This is a genomic window from Helicobacter apodemus (assembly GCF_003097575.1).
Lineage (GTDB): Bacteria > Campylobacterota > Campylobacteria > Campylobacterales > Helicobacteraceae > Helicobacter_D > Helicobacter_D apodemus.
This window is the reverse complement of record NZ_CP021886.1, coordinates 677378-692799: the sequence shown is the minus strand read 5'-3', so window position 1 is coordinate 692799 and position 15422 is coordinate 677378. Positions and strand designations below refer to the sequence as shown.

Annotated in this window: 15 protein-coding genes, 1 other RNA gene and 1 pseudogene; 5 read left to right on the top strand and 12 right to left on the bottom strand. The window is 33.4% G+C overall.

The window, feature by feature from the left end:
* Nucleotide 1 precedes the first annotated feature (1 nt).
* The gene (locus CDV25_RS03380) at nt 2-2089 is read left to right on the top strand and encodes an integrase catalytic domain-containing protein (protein ID WP_108910769.1); all 2088 of its coding nucleotides are present in this window, start codon (nt 2-4) and stop codon (nt 2087-2089) included.
* Between the two features lie 12 nt (nt 2090-2101).
* On the opposite strand, the gene CDV25_RS03375 is transcribed toward CDV25_RS03380, so the two are convergent.
* From CDV25_RS03375 to CDV25_RS03345, 6 genes and pseudogenes are all read right to left on the bottom strand, one after another.
* Nucleotides 2102-2560 carry an RNA-guided endonuclease InsQ/TnpB family protein gene (locus CDV25_RS03375; RefSeq protein WP_239056433.1) on the bottom strand — a complete coding sequence of 153 codons (459 nt, stop codon included), beginning with the start codon at nt 2558-2560 and terminating at the stop codon, nt 2102-2104.
* Between the two features lie 459 nt (nt 2561-3019).
* On the bottom strand, nt 3020-3235 hold the full coding sequence (locus CDV25_RS10495; RefSeq protein ID WP_108910767.1) for a hypothetical protein: 216 nt from the start codon (nt 3233-3235) through the stop codon (nt 3020-3022).
* A complete protein-coding gene (locus CDV25_RS10490) occupies nt 3211-3306 on the bottom strand; it encodes a helix-turn-helix domain-containing protein (protein WP_108910766.1) in 96 nt (31 codons plus the stop codon). Before CDV25_RS10490 ends, CDV25_RS10495 begins: the two co-directional genes overlap by 25 nt.
* Before the next feature lie 29 nt (nt 3307-3335).
* Nucleotides 3336-3768: pseudogene (gene tnpA, locus CDV25_RS03355) on the bottom strand (IS200/IS605 family transposase).
* A 122-nt stretch (nt 3769-3890) separates the two neighbouring features.
* Entirely contained in the window at nt 3891-4232 is a 342-nt protein-coding gene (locus CDV25_RS03350) for a hypothetical protein (RefSeq protein WP_108910765.1), read from the bottom strand.
* Between the two features lie 132 nt (nt 4233-4364).
* Entirely contained in the window at nt 4365-4586 is a 222-nt protein-coding gene (locus CDV25_RS03345; protein WP_108910764.1) for a helix-turn-helix domain-containing protein, read from the bottom strand.
* Nucleotides 4587-5207: 621 nt separating this feature from the next.
* On the opposite strand from CDV25_RS03345, the gene CDV25_RS03340 reads away from it, so the two are divergent.
* Both CDV25_RS03340 and CDV25_RS03335 read left to right on the top strand, forming a co-directional pair.
* Nucleotides 5208-7484 (top strand): S8 family serine peptidase, encoded by a 2277-nt coding sequence (locus CDV25_RS03340; RefSeq protein WP_162550414.1) that lies wholly within the window; start codon nt 5208-5210, stop codon nt 7482-7484.
* On the top strand, nt 7411-8481 hold the full coding sequence (locus CDV25_RS03335) for an autotransporter outer membrane beta-barrel domain-containing protein (protein WP_108910762.1): 1071 nt from the start codon (nt 7411-7413) through the stop codon (nt 8479-8481). Before CDV25_RS03340 ends, CDV25_RS03335 begins: the two co-directional genes overlap by 74 nt.
* A gap of 136 nt (nt 8482-8617) precedes the next feature.
* Here the strand turns inward: CDV25_RS03335 and CDV25_RS03330 are convergent, their stop codons facing one another.
* Genes CDV25_RS03330 through CDV25_RS03320 form a run of 4 tightly spaced genes read right to left on the bottom strand, consistent with a single transcriptional unit; the run spans nt 8618 to nt 11785 of the window.
* Complete coding sequence (locus CDV25_RS03330; protein WP_108910761.1) at nt 8618-9157, bottom strand: DNA adenine methylase; 540 nt, start codon at nt 9155-9157, stop codon at nt 8618-8620.
* A 3-nt stretch (nt 9158-9160) separates the two neighbouring features.
* On the bottom strand, nt 9161-9301 hold the full coding sequence (locus CDV25_RS10105) for a hypothetical protein (RefSeq protein WP_162550410.1): 141 nt from the start codon (nt 9299-9301) through the stop codon (nt 9161-9163).
* Nucleotides 9298-10437 carry a phage head morphogenesis protein gene (locus CDV25_RS03325; protein ID WP_162550409.1) on the bottom strand — a complete coding sequence of 380 codons (1140 nt, stop codon included), beginning with the start codon at nt 10435-10437 and terminating at the stop codon, nt 9298-9300. Before CDV25_RS03325 ends, CDV25_RS10105 begins: the two co-directional genes overlap by 4 nt.
* Nucleotides 10430-11785 carry a phage portal protein family protein gene (locus tag CDV25_RS03320; protein ID WP_108910759.1) on the bottom strand — a complete coding sequence of 452 codons (1356 nt, stop codon included), beginning with the start codon at nt 11783-11785 and terminating at the stop codon, nt 10430-10432. The genes CDV25_RS03325 and CDV25_RS03320 overlap by 8 nt, the downstream gene beginning before the upstream one ends.
* A gap of 411 nt (nt 11786-12196) precedes the next feature.
* Between CDV25_RS03320 and CDV25_RS10885 the strand changes: the two genes are divergently transcribed.
* The gene (locus tag CDV25_RS10885; RefSeq protein ID WP_432805887.1) at nt 12197-12322 is read left to right on the top strand and encodes a hypothetical protein; all 126 of its coding nucleotides are present in this window, start codon (nt 12197-12199) and stop codon (nt 12320-12322) included.
* 92 nt (nt 12323-12414) lie between these two features.
* Here CDV25_RS10885 and hypE read toward each other — a convergent pair whose 3' ends face one another.
* Together hypE and rnpB are read right to left on the bottom strand one after the other, a co-directional pair.
* Nucleotides 12415-13437: a hydrogenase expression/formation protein HypE gene (gene hypE / locus CDV25_RS03305; protein ID WP_108910756.1), complete on the bottom strand. Its 1023-nt coding sequence runs from the start codon at nt 13435-13437 to the stop codon at nt 12415-12417.
* 14 nt (nt 13438-13451) lie between these two features.
* An RNA gene (gene rnpB / locus CDV25_RS03300) (RNase P RNA component class A) lies at nt 13452-13764 on the bottom strand.
* Between the two features lie 182 nt (nt 13765-13946).
* On the opposite strand from rnpB, the gene CDV25_RS03295 reads away from it, so the two are divergent.
* Nucleotides 13947-15383: a catalase gene (locus CDV25_RS03295; RefSeq protein WP_108910755.1), complete on the top strand. Its 1437-nt coding sequence runs from the start codon at nt 13947-13949 to the stop codon at nt 15381-15383.
* The last annotated feature ends 39 nt before the right edge of the window (nt 15384-15422 follow it).

Sequence of the window (15422 nt, the reverse complement as noted above, 5' to 3'; positions counted from 1 at the left end):
AATGGGGCAATGGATAAGTAGTAAAGAGTTTGCAGAATCCTTTAATGTTAATAAAAAGAGCCTAGAAAAAGCTTGTTTTAGAGCCAATCAGAGTGGCAAAAAAATTTGTTCTATTAGGCCTATTATAATAAACTTTACTTACACAAATGGTATCGGCGGCAACGCAGGTAAAATCCTCCAAATCTGGAACATCCCCTTATCCACAAAGCAAGTGGAAGCCATAGAGAAAGGCTATCCTATAAAGTATGTGCTAGAGGAAATGGGTGAGATAGTGGAAACCGCAAGGGTAAATGAGAGTATGAAAAGCTTTAAGCAAAGCCCTAGCAATGAAGAAGTGGTGGAATCCAACAATGACGAAGTCGCACAATCTAATGTTATGGAATCTAAGGATTCTATAACATTGGATTGTAAAGGAGATAAAGATGAAACCTATAAAACCCTTAAACAGGATGAAGCAGAAATTAAACAAAATAAGACAGAAATTTTACACCACAGAAGGACTAATCACATTAGCAAGTGTGATTGTAATACTGCTAGCCGTAGCGATTCCTCTATTCATAGGGATGATTGCTCTAATGGTGGGGTAGAAATTAAAGAAAACAAAGAGCGTGAGTGGATTGCTTTAAGTGCAAAAGAAAAAGCCCAAGCAAAGCACAGAGAAAAAATCTTAATGGACTATGAGAGTGCAAAAGCTTCAGGAATTAGAGTAGCAGACTTCCTTGTGCTTAAAAATAGAGAGAATTCTACCTTAAAGCTCACACAAGGAAAGCTTTTTGATTGGGCTAGAAAATATAAAACACAAGGCTTAAGTGGCTTAAGTGATAAAAGAGGCGTTGCAAAGATAGGCACAACTTCACTCCCTGTTTGGGTGCAAGAGGAAGCCATAAAAATGTGGAGAGTAATGGGGAGTGGATACCTTAATAAGATGCAACTATGGAGAGAGCTACATATCATTGCACACTTGTATGTTGAAGGTTATTCTTATGAGAAATTCCTTAAATGTGAGATTCCTCCTTTATTTTCACCAAATACTCTTAATCGCTTTTTGGATTCTTATCTCAAAGCAAACTCCTTAGAATACACGCTTATCACTTATGGCACAGATAAAACAGACTCTTATAAAGAACCTGCCTATGGAATGCAAAGGGATTTATATACCTTGCCTAATCAATTATGGCAAATAGACAGCTCTCCGCTAGATGCCATTGTGCTAGATAATGATGGAAAGCAAATACGCCCAAGTATTCTCTCTGTAATAGATGTATATAGCGGTAGAAATGTGGCTTATCTTAGTGAGAGAAGCGATTCTAATGCAGTTATAAGGCTAATGTGGAAAGCCTTTGAAAGTATGGGTAAGCCTCAAGCAATTCAGTTTGATAATGGGAAAGACTATCTAAGCAATAAGGTTCAAGGGCTGCTAGATGGGCTTAATATTGTCTTTGTGCGAAGTGCAGCCTATAAGGGTAAAGCTAAGGCAGTAGTTGAGAGGAGATTCCGCACAATACAAAGTAGCTACATTACCGCTATTACTAGCTATATCGGTAGAAATACAAGCGAGAGAGTAGCGATTGAGTTTCAAACTCCTAAGAAAGAGAGAAAAAGTAAGGACGCATTAGGCAATCCACTAAAAACCCAACAAAAACATATCATAACCTTTGAAGCCGCACAAATTTTACTTGATGAAGCGGTGGAGTTTTGGAATATTGATAGAGTATCAAGAAGGTGGAGTAAGGCAAGAGGTAAAAGCCCAATGGATTTATGGAGTGAGGCAAACTTTAAAAGAGTTAATGTGCCTTATACGCAATTCTTACTCTATGCAGAGGAAGGCAAGGCAAGAATTATGGGTAAAAAACACATTGAAATGCACCCCTTTGAATATGTGCCTACAAAATGCATTGAAGTAGGAAGCAAGGTCCTTGTTAGAGTAAATATCAATGATTCTAGTGAAGCTTTTATCTTTAGCCAAAAGGGAGAATTTCTATGCATTGCTCATGATAGGAGAGCAAATTCTCTTACGCAAGAGGAGATTAAAACGATTAGCAAGGAATGTGAATCACCTCCACTTAAGAAGTGGAAGCTTCCTAACTAAAGCTAACTTTTGTTAGCTAACTCGCAAGACTTTTTGTTTATAGTCCAATAGGCTAATTCCTAACCCAAACGACTTTAATCCACGCTTTAAAATATTATTTGCAGCATTAATGTCTCTATGCAAAGTATTACCACAATTTTCACAAAGATATACCCTGTCTTTAAGCGTAAGTTTTTCTTTAATGTATCCGCAAACACTGCAAGTTTTGCTTGTGTATTGTGAATTTATTTTTATAAAGAATTTGCCATTGTGCTTAAGCTTATATTCAAGCATTCGTGTGAATTGATAGAATGAGGTATTTAAAATAGACTTATTTAAGCCACTTTTTGCTTTTACATTTTTAAGCTTGGCTCTTTTAGTTATATTTTTGTTTTGCAGATTCTCAACTACTATCAAGTCAAATTCTTGTATTAACCTATGCGTTATCTTATGATAACTATCTTTTTTAATATCACTACTCCTTTCATAGATTCTATTTAATCTCCTTTGTGTTTTGATGAAGTTTTTTGAAATCTTTGCTTTCTTTGCAGTCTCTTAAAAACATTGTCATATTTTTTGGCATTAATGTTTTTTGAAAGTATCTTAATTAATGTGCCATTGCTTAATGCAATATTATTAATATTTAAATCAATGCCTACGCAAGATTCTGCTTTTAGATTATCTTTTACACATTCTTTAATGGCTTTGTTATAAGTAATACTAAGTGCTAGATAATATTATCGTGGCTTTTTGTAATAGTGATTTGATTGAGTTTGTATTCTTGTGGCAATTCTCTGTGATAACGCATTTTTAAAGGAATATTCATTAATCTAAATATTTTAAACTTTGGATTTATGGAATCTTTAATCTGATAGCCTTGATTGTTCCAATTAAAGCTTTGTTTGGCAAATTTAGAGTTTTTAAACTCAGGAAAGCCTTTATGCTTGTCTTTTAATGCTTATAGGCTCTATTTGCATTAATCCTTGCTTGTTGGGTAACTACGCTTTTATAGCTTAAGCTTCTTTGCTTTAATGCTAGTTTTACTTTAGAATCTATTTCTGAAGCTTTAAGGTAGATTCTGTCTTTTTTATTTAAGTCTTTGTTATGATTCCACATTTCTTGCTGGAAATTTAGGTAAATATTTAGGCTTGATTGTAAATGAAGCATTGATGATCTAGTGCTTGTGCTTGTTCTTTTGTAGGATAGATTCTATATTTGAATCCTTTAGTGATTTGCATTTAATCTTTCCTGTTCTTTTCTTTTTTTGTCATATATTGTTTTTGGGGCGATTGTCTTCTATACCTTGATTTTCTATATATTTTTTTAAAACTTCTAAAGTAACACCACCTGTTGTTGCTAAAAAATAGCTTCTGCTCCAAAAATATTCTTTCCATAAGTATTGCCTAATTTGTGGAAATTCTTTTTTGATAAGCCTACTGCTTGCGGATTTGTAGGCATTAATGAAAGCAACCAAATCGCTTTTAGACTCAGATTTAAAAAGAATATGCAAATGGTCTATATCGTGTAAATTCTATGATTTGTGAAGCATATCGTGGGGATTTTGCTATGTATTCAAAAATTTCTCTAAGCCTTGCACAAATCCCATTATCTATGACTTTTCTACGATATTTTACTACAAAGATTAGATGATATTGCAACAAAAATACTAAATGTTGATTTGTATCATATATTGCTTTCATAGGCTTAGTATATTTCAAATAACTTATTGTGTCAATAGTTAAATTCAAAGTATTTGAGCTTATTTGTATGTTTGTTAATTTTTCTCTACCGTCAAAATAGTGGTAGGCAATTCATCTCTTGCTTAAAGAAGTAAGAGTTTTCTTGCTTGAGGGGGATATACTCCATCCATTTCAACATTATGTCCTGCAACATTTGCAGTATCGGTAATATAAAGAGTGATTCCAAAATCTAATGCAGATTTTTCTTCCTTATGCTCTTCTTTTTCTACAAAATTTCTTATCACAGGCTCAACATTATCTAGTTTATCTATAAATCTGCACCAAAGATTCTTTTGACCCTTAGTCATTTTGCTTGTATAGACTATATCGCTAATTCCAAAGCTAACCCTTCTTTCATAATCATTAATGTATAACATCACATCTCCATTTCTCTTTCTATATGGATTTACTTTAATATTTTCCATTTTTGTCCCTTTCTTAAAATTTTAATCGCTTCTTAAACGATTTATGTTGCAATTATATCAAATGTTATATGATTTTGTCAAGTATAAAATAATATTTTAAGTGATTTTTTATGAAAAAAATAATTTATGAAGTTATTTTGTGGAGTTAATAAAAAAATCTTTTATTGTATTATATTGTCGTTCAATTTTTAAAAGTTCAAACATTTTCACAGCCCACGCAGGAGTAGGTGCAACGCCTCTACTCCATTGGCTAATTGTGTTTTCTGCTATGCCCATTTGTTCGGCAAGCTCCTTTTGTGTTAGCCCTAGCTCTTTACAAGTTTTTTTAATGAGATTATCACTATTTTTTGCCATTTTTATCCTTTTTAAAATACTATCTAAAGAGCCTTTAAAAGCCTATTAATATAAGCTCCTTATTCAAGACTTTAACCCTTTATTCTTTTCCCATTTTTTAAGCCCAACAATCACCTTTTGGGCTTCTTTAAGGGATAAGCTCTCTAAATACAAAGGGAGTCTGCCAACAATGCGTTTAATAAACTTTCCTTAATCTTTTATTTGTGCTTTTTGCAAAAACTTTATGGATTCTTATTTTGTGATGCAATATTGAGTGTTTGCTTAAATTTTTTTATCATATTGGCTGCCCAAATCTCAGCATGGCAAATTAAGCTTATAGCTATTGCTTATTCTACTATTTTCTCTACAAACAGCAGTTTTTATCTATCAATTCAGATATTTTGTTTTATCCATTAACCTTTTCTTCAAAAATCTCTTTATAGTAGAATTAGATAAAAAACTAGAAACTTAAAAATCAAAAAGATTAAAGGTTAGGGTTACTGTATTATTGAAGCGATGATTACTCTTTATTCCCAAAAGTAAATATAAAATACAAAAAAATTGATAAAAGAATACTTTATGCAACCCTTAAGTAAAAAGCCTCTACAATTAGCCCCCTCAAAATTTAATATAAGGAATAAAATGCGATTCTTATTAATTCTATCAACTTTCTCATTGGTAACAGTTTTTGCAGATGATGCAAGAAACTCTAAAACTTGGAATTTAATTAACGCCCATGAAGCTTATAGACAAGGTATTACAGGCAAAGGAGTGAATGTCGGCATTGCAGATAGCCCCTTAAATAAAAACCACATTAGTTTAAGAGGTAAGGTAGGTGGAGAACTACTATCTAATAACTCTGATCCATGGCATGGAACTGCTGTAGCCTCTCTTATTGCTGGAAATAAGATTGACAACTTTAAGCCCTATGGTGTGGCTTATGATTCTATGCTTTATTCTTATCAAGCCACTGGTGGTTATGCTCGTCCTGTTGGAGACTTTTTTGCAAAAAATCGAGTAAAAATCATTAATGCTAGTTGGGGTTTCCCTCGCAACAGCTGGGTTGAACGCCAACAAAGAACTCCGCAACAGGCTTTAAATGCGGCTAACACAGTTGGTGCCGCAACGCGTTTATATAATTTAAGTCGTAATAATCAAACATTGCTTGTATTTGCTTCTGGAAATGAAACATTAATCAGCCCACAAATAATTGCTGCCGTTCCAACTTATGATGAAAATTTACGCTCCATTATTAATGTTGGTTCTTTAAACCCCGATCTTGTTTTTAAGCAAGGAAATAAAATAAGAATAACTGCCAAAGGGACTCAAACCAATGGCAATGTATTTTTAAAAAGTGAAAATTATTCCCTAATGGCTTTTGGGGCAAATATTAATTTTGCTTATGCTGTCAGAGGACACAATTCAGGCTATGTCAAAGCAAGTGGAACTTCAGTTGCAGCTCCTATGGTGAGTGGTGCAGCTGCACTCGTAGCACAAAAATACCCTTTCTTAAATGGTAAGCAAATTGCGGATGTTTTATTAAGCACTGCTAATAAAGATTATCAAGCCCCTAAGCTGGTAGTTAAAAGGAGTTACGAAAACTACAGGAAGTTTTCAATCGCTTATATTGATAATACCCCACCAACAGATGACGAAACCATCAAGCGAGATTTAATAGCAGAGGGCTATACAACAGCTGAAGCAACAAATATTGTCAATAATCTTGTTGAGAGCAATGCGCAATATGGTAGGGTTTTTCAAGTATCTAAAGAAACTATTTATGGGCAAGGGGTTTTAGATATAGGTAAAGCTATAAAAGGACCCTCTCTTTTGGATGCCAACAGGCTTAATTTGGGAGATATTCACGAATTTGGTGGCAAAAAAGAAGCCTATTATACTGTCAATACAGGAAACTATGATGGACGTTTTGAAAATGATATAGGACAGAAGAAATGGGATGATAATCTGCATTTGATAAATGCCTTAAATTCACCAAGAGAACAAATAAAAGACTTGGATGTAGGGCTTATCAAACAAGGATCTGGGCATTTAGTCCTTACAGGGAATAATAGCTATCGGGGAAATACTATTATACAAGACGGTAAGTTGAGTCTCCTTAAAAGACAGGATAGAAGCGGTGGTGTTTTAGATTCAGATGTCTTAGTTTCACAAGGTGCAATCTTTGCTGGAAATGGGACAATTAATAAAGATGTTTACAATGCAGGCACAGTTCGTGCTGGAAATGGAGACCTACAAGACTTAAATGTTTTAGGCTCTTATACGCAAAATAAAGACGCTCATCTACAACTTGAATTTGGAAACACTAAAAACTCAAAACTTATTGCAAACAATTATAATATTAATGGAGGATATTTAGAATATATTCCTATACCTGCTTTCTATACTAATGGACATTCTATAAAACTTGATTTGGGTAATTTAGCGCAACATATTAATAATTTTGATTATGTGAAAGTTTTACAAAATAATAGTATGGAATTTGCTATTTTAGCTTCTGATAATGTCAGCATTAATAAACGCCGAAAAGATGGGCATATAGAGCCTATTATGATAATGAATAATCCTAAAGGGCGTAATGTCGCATTTGAGCTTCACGTGGCTAATAAAGAGATGTTAGCTAGTATTTTAAAGCAAATGGAAGCTTACAAAAGCTCACAAAAAGGCAAATTGAGAATTATAACTAGCGACAAAACTATTAATCATTATCTCAATACAAGCCGTGTTGTTAGAATAATCCCTATAATAAAACCTCAAGCCTATGCGGAGATTGAAAATGATACTACGGCAAGTGCTTTAAGAAACATTAGAGGAAGAGATGATTTAAGTGATATTTATAAGAATCATTTTACTGGTCTTAGATTATGTCAATTCAAGTGCACAAAGCAAAGGTTTATCTAGCATAGAAAGCTTAGATGGCTTAAAAAATATGACAGAAGTTTATACGCAATATTATCAAAATATTCACAATAATTTTATCCTTGCACTCAATCAAAGCTTCACACAAGATTATTTGGCTCAAAACACTAAAAATGATCCTGTTTTACTTGCCTCTCTTGGTGCTTATGATTTTTATCCTCTTCTTGATGAGCAAGAGCAAAAAACTTCTATGTTTTATATAAGCCCACGTTATAAGAAAGTCTTTGGCAAAGATTATAACGGGAATCTTAAAAATATAGGCTTGAATGTAGGCTCAAAAACCACAGAAAATGGTTATGGTATTTTCAATTTTAGTGTCTTTAACTCTAAGCTTAACTTTAATTATTCAAACCTCAAAACAGATGGGGGAAGTGCATCCTATAATCATAATCTCAAATTAGAACATTTCAATGTCATTAGCAGTGCTTCTTTGGGTGTTTTTAAAAACTATATGCAGAGGACAACTTTCCTAAGAGATAGCAATATTGAAAGCTCTTATTATAGTTTTTTAGGTTCAGCACAACTTGGTTTATCTAAGGATTTTGATGTAAATTCTTTTAGATTAACTCCTTTAGCTTATTTTAATTATTCTCATCTTTTCCAAGAATCATTCAAAGAAAATCAAGCACCTTTTTCAAAGTCTTATGATTCTATTAATCACGATAGCACCTCTCTTGCTGCTGGTTTAAATGCTGCATATTTAGTCAAACATAGTGCTTTTACAAATCAATTTTCAACCTTTGCAATTTATGAGCATAGATTAAGTGGTAAAAATCTTCGATTAAAATCTAATTTTAGAGATTTTTCTGAATTTCCACTAGAGCAACACTATCAATTACCAACAACACTTGTTAGTCTAGGTGCTGGCGTAGATTTCTTCTTTGATAATTCATTTTTCACTAGTTTTAAAGTTGTTAATGAATTTATAGAAGATCAATATAACCTTAATCTTTCAATGAATGTTGGTTTTAAATTTTAAATAACAACCCTAAATGGGTTTGTTAAATCTCACTCCCTCCAACAAACAATCAAGTTTTATCATTTTATGGTATTAATTTACTTTGTAAATTTATTTTATAAATACCGATGTATGTTTAGCTGCTTATTAAATTCTTTTATGGTAAAATTAAAATCCATATGACTCTCTCTACACCCTGCAAATATCCTACACTTTTAGATAAAGATTTGGTAATTCTATTATAAAAAGTGCTTCGCAACAAAGCCTCTTTTGTCATTGCATAATTTCCACCAAAGAGCAACCAAGCGGAAATGGTAATACAATCTAAATCTTTTTGGGGATAGGATTCTAAAATTTCTTTTACATTTTTTGATTCTTGTGGAGTTAATTTTTCTTTTGATTGAATCTTTAGGGCTATTATTCTCTCTAAAATCTCTTGCGTAATGGGGTATAATCTAAGCCTTTCTTGGAAATTATCAAAATCATTCCAAAGGACACGATTGTTTGGATACCACATTTTTAGATTATGTGCGACTAATCCACTTCCACCAAAGACATCTAAAAAAATCGTATCCTTTGAAATTGTAAGCGTTTCCAAACACGCTTTTATGGTCTTTAACATTCGCATTTTATTCCCCATAAAAGGGAGTGGTGGCTTGTAATAGTTTGGAATAGTTTCAAATAGGCTTTCTTGCATTTTTTAATCCTTTTGTGGTAGAATTGTTGCACTTAATCCAAAATAGCCGTCTGCACGAGAGCGTGTTAAGGGATTAGCCATCTCTGAAAGGGTTATGGTTAGAAATCGGCTTCTAGCTGTTAGGTTTGAGGTTGGCAACCTCATATTTTTTTATTTCCCTTACTTAAACTCACTAAAAACACTTCTTCTTTATTTTGCGTTACTTTAAACACAGCCTTATAGTAACTCCCAAACTTACTAAAATAAACAATATGGTTTTCTTTACTTTCTTTTACTTTATACACATTGGTATCTCTGATTAAAAAGGGTAATAAAGAATAATCAAACTCTGCTACATTGGTATGATGTGTATGGGTTTTTAAAGTCCAACCGCTTAAATAAATTTCTTTTGCTTTTGTATGGAGTAGATTTTGCAGTGTTTGTGTGGTTTTAGCAATAGGAATAAACTCTTTATCTGCCTTGCCCTTTAATGCTTTTTGTTTCAGTGTTTTAATGGCTGCATAGTTTTTTCTAACTTGTGAAATATCCTCTTTTGTAGCCTGTAAGGATTCCACAAACACACTCTTATTATTATCCTTAGCAAACTTTTTAAGTTTAGAATCTAAAATGGTATTTAGGCTATTATCTTTCTCTAATCCTCTCTTATCGTAACTCCAATCTACACTTGCAATAGGAAGAGGAGGAGTTTGTGAAATACTAAAGCCTTGACTTTCACACTCTGCTTTACTATAAGCCCTTACTACACATCTGCAATTCCAACCATTAGGTGGATAATTTGTTTTCCAAAAGGGGTCGTCTCTATGTAAGGTAATGCCTTGCATTTTTAAATGACTTGGTCTAGTCAATCCATCTTGGAGTGCAATATACCTTAGATAAATCTCACCTTCTAGTGCGTATTGTGCTTTAGCTCTACCTTGTGCATTGGCTGTTCGCATATTGGTGTTATAGATTTTCTTTAATCTTGTATTATTAACATTAATCGTTTTACTCTCTCCTGTTTTATCATTAATTACTTCTACCTTGCCTAGCCAACCCTTTTTAGCAAGTGTAGGTTTAATCTCTTTTTTCCAAACTTCAAAGCTTTTGCCCTCACTTTGAGCTTTAAGCAAAGAATCTTGAATATCACTTAATAGATCTAGTTTGGTTACTTTAGCGATGGTAAAAGCCTTTAAGTGTGCTTCGTGCATTACTTCATCATACTTAAAGCTAAGTTTAGGCTTCTTTGCTTTTAAGGCTTTTATGTTTTCCTCTGGTGGGAGATTAAAGCTAAAATCAACCATTGATTGCCCCATAGATTTGTGCATTCATTATAGCCTCGCTCAAGAGTGCTTCTGCTATTTCTAAGTCCTCACCCTGCAAAGACTTCTCTAAGCTATCCATTACTTCCTCAAAGCTCTTAGCATTTTCCAATAGGGATTGTAAATCTAAGTCTTTAAGCTTTAGATTTTCTGTAAAGCTATCAATTTCATCTAAACTTAAGTTTTTATTTAAGGGCAATTTAAAAGGGATTAAAGGAGTATTTAAAGCATTTTTAAAAGGTTTAAAATCTTTCTCTCCTTTTTTTGTAGGAGTCTCTGCACTTAATTCTTGCTCTTTTATACTTAAAGCTGTGGTCTTTATATTGTAGGTCTTTTCTATATACTCTTGAGTGGGTTGGAATCCCATTTCATAGATAGTCTTATCCCTATTGGCAAGTTCTAGTTTTGGTTCATCCTCATTAAAAAGAGAAAAGGTAATTTCCTCTTTTATACCATTAAGTTCTTTAAAGAAGCCAATCACACGATTGCAAACATAGCATAATATTCGCTCATCACTTAGGGCAATCTCACTTCTAATCTCATTATGAGCTTGTGCTGCTGCAAGACTTCCTTCCTTGACTTCACCTGTTAAGTTCCCTCCTAAGATAAATCGAGTGATTTGGGAATCACAATATTGTATTAAGTCTTTAAAATCACTTTTTGCACTAGGCTGGATTAATTCTATCTCCTCTTCTTTGTCAATAACAGCCGTTGAGCCATTTAGCATATTAGAGACTTCATAAGCTAAACTTTGGGGGTCATCATCGGTTTTTGCAATAGCCCAAGGCTCTCCAAATTTTTCTAAAAACCTTATCCAAAATTCTAATCCTGCATTTTTAATATTTACGCTAAAATATAAATGCCGCAATGTAGATTCTCCATAGGGGACACGGAAGCTTTGGTTATAAATTCCATATACTACTTTAAAAGGTGGAATTTCCTCCTCTCCCCCATTCCCTAAAAAGACTAACTTGCCCTCATTGTTAAATTTAAATTCTTGAAAATCTCTGCCTACAAGGCTTGGAACAAGAAGTCCATCTCTCCTTTCCCAATTAATCTCAAAAACATTAATGCCATAAAGGAAGGTCTCTAGGATTTGTGAGATAATAGAAGCGTGAAATACACTCCTAAGAATTTCTTGGTATTTTGTATTTTTTGTAGAAATAATCACTTCTTTCTTTTCAATATGAGCCTTTCTTGAGAGTGTGCTTTGGCTAACTATTAAATCCCCCATAATCATTGCAATATCTTTGTGGCTTAAGGGCTTTTGATAAGGGGTATTTAGTAATTGCGCAATAAGGGTATTGTGGGATAGAAAATCTTTTTTCATAATCTAAAACTCCTTTTAGGTTTTAAAAGTGTATAGTCTATAAGCCCCTTCTTTTTCTTTTTGAATTTTAAAAGAGTTTCCAAAAAGAGGTTTCTGATGATTTGCTTTTCACTGCTTATGGGGTTTCAGGTTTTGGTATTTTAGATATTTCCTCTCAAGTAGAAGAATCCACAGGATAGTGTTTTAGTTATAGATTTTTTGCCTAATTCTGACGAGATATTTTTAGAACAAATGGTGTTAAAACTCCATAAGAATTTTCCGCAAAGATCGTCATTGTAAATATTAAATGGTTTTTTACCTCCCAAATTTGTTAAAGTTTTTATTGGGGTTTTAAACATAAAGCAATGTGATAGAAAAAGTATTAAAAAGCTTATTTTTCACCTAAAAAATTGGGAGCTTAAGAATCCTAAGTTGCAAGGCTTTGAAAATGCAGAGGTTAGTGGAGGGGGAATAAGTGCCAGTTCTGTAAATATTGATACTTTAGAAAGTAAAACTATTCGTGGGTTTTATATTATGGTGAAATGCTTGATGTTGTAGGGGATAGAGGAGGCTATAATTTAGCTTCTGCTTGGGCTAGTGCTAGAGTATGTGCGGAATCTTAAAAAGATTATATGGCAAACTCTTTAGCATTAGCAAATCCTAGGGAGCAATTCTCCGCTAGGATATTCTAAGAAACGTTTTGAGCCATAATCTGTTTGTAAAATTACGGATTTTGGGTGATGATTATGGGTATAGCCTATCATTTGTGCGTTTTTGCCATTTTGTGTTTTATGTAAAATTTCTAAAGTTTTTTGAGAATCTTCTTTAGCAACACTTAAAACACACATACCCTCATTGGCTAAATTGTAAGGTTCAAATCCTAAAAGTTCACAAATTCCTTTGACTTCATCTTTGATTGGGAGTTTGTTTTCTTCTATAGTGATTCCAATATTAGACGCATTTGCCCATTCGTTTAAGACACCCGCAATACCACCTCTTGTTGCATCCCTTAAAGCATAGATTTTTATATCATTTTCAAAAAGGGGTTGTAACATAGGATAAAGTAAGGCACAATCACTTTGTAAGTTACTTTGCAAATCTATCCCCTCACGCGTAGAATAGATAATTGCCCCGTGGTCGCCAATATCTCCGCTTAAGAGTATGGCAGTATCTTCTGGAATCTTAAAAGCACTTAAGTTAGGGTAAAGGACTTCCCCAAAAGCTGTAGTGGTAATAAAAATTTTATCTAATGCTCCTTTGGGTAGAACTTTAGTGTCTCCTGATATAAGTTTTGCTCCACTTTCTTTTAGGTACTTGCTGAAAGATTCTAAAATTTTTTCTAAATCTTTTATTAAGAATCCTTCTTCTATCATAAAACTAGCGGTGAGATATTTTGCTTTAGCACCCGTCATTGCTATATCATTACAGCTCCCACAAACTGCAAGTTTGCCTATATCACCCCCGGGAAAAAACAAAGGAGAGATGGTATAGCCATCGGTGCTAATTGCCATTTTGTTTTTTATCTCACCTATACCCGCATCTTCCCCCATTCCTACTATAGAACCTTTTAGGTGTTTATAAAAAAGCTCTGTAATAAGAATTTGGGATTGAATACCACCGCTTCCATGAGAGAGTTGGATATTTGAGCCTTGGAGAGATTTTTTTTTCATCATAAAAACCTTTATAAAATTTAGGTGTAGCTATAAGCCGAGTTCTGTTTATGTGGTTATTTATCTTGTTTTTAATTTGCATTAAAAATCTAGCAAAGGGCTAAAATTTGGGATATTAACCTTGCCCTTTTTGCTACGGATTGGGTTTGCAAAGCAAAATGTATTACTACATTTTCGGTAGGCTCTTACCCTACCTTTTCACCCTTGCTATTTAGCGGTTTGTTTTCTGTTGCACTTTCCCTTAGATTGCTCTAGCCATTAGTTAAATGGAATCCTATCCCAAAGTAGCTCGGACTTTCCTCTTTAAAAAGCAACCACTCACTACACCTACAAGAATAATTTTAGCAAAAATGTAATAAATGAAGTTTTAATTTTGGCATCTTTAATAAAAAGAATTTTGTAACTAAATTTCAAAATATTTATTGATAATAATTTTCTTTTAATAAAAATATGATATATTTATGGAGTAATTTTTCTATATAAATTATAAATAATAATTAAGGAGATATTCAATGAGTAAAAAATTAACAACAGCAACGGGAACACCATTAGGAGATAATCAAAATTCTATTACAGCGGGTAAAAGAGGACCTACACTCTTACAAGATACTTGGCTTTTAGAAAAATTAGCACATTTTGACAGAGAGAGAATCCCAGAACGTGTAGTTCATGCTAAGGGAAGTGCTGCTTATGGTGAATTAATTATTACTAATGATATTACACAATATTCAAAAGCAGATATTTTTAGCTCTGTGGGAAAGAAAACAAAAGTATTATTACGATTTTCCACCGTAGCAGGTGAGAGAGGTGCAGCAGATGCAGAACGCGATGTGAGAGGATTTGCTTTGAAGTTTTATACTAATGAGGGAAATTGGGATCTTGTAGGAAATAATACCCCTGTATTTTTTATTAAAGATGCAGTGAAGTTTCCTGATTTTATACATACGCAAAAAAGAGATCCAAAAACCAATTTAAGGAGTGCTACAGCTGCTTGGGATTTTTGGAGCTTACACCCTGAATCTTTGCATCAAGTAACAATACTTATGAGTGATAGAGGAATACCACGAAGTTATAGAGAGATGCACGGGTTTGGTAGCCATACTTATAGCTTCATTAATGCAAAAAATGAGCGATTCTGGGTGAAATTTCACTTTAAGAGTATGCAAGGAATCCATAATCTTACTAATAAAGAAGCAGAAGAGATTATTGCTAAAGATAGGGAATCTCACCAAAAAGATTTATTTGAAAATATAGAAAAAGGGAATTTTCCTAAATGGAGATTCTGTGTGCAGATTATGCCAGAAAAAGATGCTGCAAATTACAAAGTTAATCCTTTTGATTTAACGAAAGTTTGGTCGCATAAAGATTATCCGCTTATTGAAGTAGGGATTTTAGAGTTAAATAAAAATCCAGAAAATTATTTTGCAGAAGTGGAGCAAGCAGCGTTTAATCCAGCTAATGTTGTTCCAGGAATTGGATATAGTCCTGATAAAATGTTGCAAGGACGACTTTTTAGCTATGGAGATACACAAAGGTATCGTTTAGGCATCAATCACTCTCAACTTCCTGTTAATGCTTCTATTGTACCAGTGGCTAATACCCATAGGGATGGATATATGCAAATGGGTAAATATGGTGGAGAGAGAAATTATAATCCAAGTTATTATGATGATTATAAAGAAGATACCAATGCTATCGAGCCACCATTACATATACAAGAAGGTGATGTAATGTGTAGATATAATCATCGTGAATATGAAGAAGATCATTTTAGCCAAGCAGGAGATTTGTATCGTTTAATGAGTAGTGAGCAAAAAGAAGCATTATGTCAAAACATTAAAGAGGCAATGGAGGGTGTTCCAGCAGAGATTTGTAAGCGACAAATTGAACATTTTACCAAAGCTGATCCCGCTTATGGCAAAAGGGTAAAAGAGCTTTTAGGTCTATAAACTTGTAGAATCTCAATGAGATTCTACAAGTAAAGCTTA